Raw genomic sequence first — 1065 nt, 5'->3', positions numbered from 1 at the left:
TCAAGCTGCGGCCAGTCTGCTTGGCACACCTCCAAGGCCAACCGTACCAAACACTGCATGCGCTTCAAGCACCGAGCACGCATCTTGTCAGTGACGTTTCCGCCAATGCTCATTGGCTCCTTACCAGAGATCAAGTGCACGTGCACTTCAGAAAGATGGCCCAACATGATTGCAGTGTAACCGTGATCGAAGCAGTGGCCTTTGAGGAACAGTCTTGTCACATTCTTCGCAAACACCGACAAGAACTCCGACATGTTGGCAGGGTCGAGCGACTGCGTGTCATGCGCACGCACCACCAGCAATACTTCGTCCGCTGCGTCGGCCAGCATGGCGACCTGGAGCGCACGCTCGCTGTCGACCCACTTGGTAGGAATGGCGACGATGATTGTGAGAGACTGTTAGTGAATCCGGCAATGTTGACATGGCTATCAAATAATACATTTAACAAGGCAATGCTGCTACAAACCACACTACTGCCAATCATTGGCAATCACAGCACTGCAGACCTCAAGTATGCATCGGCACATTTGCCAGCTTTTGTGCCTCTCCTGTGAACACCAATCTGCTGAGCAGTGCGCAACACCGCGTCAAAGTAGAGGACAATGCGACCCGCTGGTTTGGTTTGCCCGTCCAGTCTGTGCCGCTTGAAGCTCAGATTACGAATGTTTGTGCCAAGCTAACTTCTGACTTGGCCACCTTGTCCGCAAACCAGTCTGATATGGCAGCTGAGTTCATGATGGTGCTGCTGATGCTGTCGTGGTCGAGAACCATGCGGTTGTAGCATTCCTCGAGAAAGGCATCTGCCTTCCATGGTCTCGTCAAAATCCTCCTTGCTGCATGTGTCTTGTCACGGCCTACTAGCCGCAATCCGTCAAACCACATCCACTTACATTGGCAAGCATCGTCGTCCATCTCCATCTGCGCCCCCGACATCAATCGTTGCCCTGCCACTTGTTCATCACCTGCAACATCTGCGTAATAGAATTTGATGATGCTCAACATATGTTGCAACAACACCTGATCAATTTGCGGCTCTTCTCTCGCTTTGTTTTCTGACCCGATGTA

Annotated in this window: 2 protein-coding genes; both read right to left on the bottom strand. The window is 51.8% G+C overall.

Annotated elements, in window-relative coordinates; genetic code table 11:
- The coding region (locus ABWQ00_RS16295) for a hypothetical protein (RefSeq protein ID WP_353239709.1) at positions 1–329 on the bottom strand (329 nt) is incomplete at its 3' end.
- Positions 330–651: 322 nt separating this feature from the next.
- A partial coding sequence (locus ABWQ00_RS16290) for a hypothetical protein (protein WP_353239708.1) occupies positions 652–1065 on the bottom strand: 414 nt, incomplete at its 5' end.

The sequence above is a fragment of the Limnohabitans sp. genome (assembly GCF_040400975.1).
Taxonomy (GTDB): Bacteria; Pseudomonadota; Gammaproteobacteria; order Burkholderiales; family Burkholderiaceae_C; genus Limnohabitans_A.
This window is presented reverse-complemented; position numbering and strand designations above follow the sequence as displayed.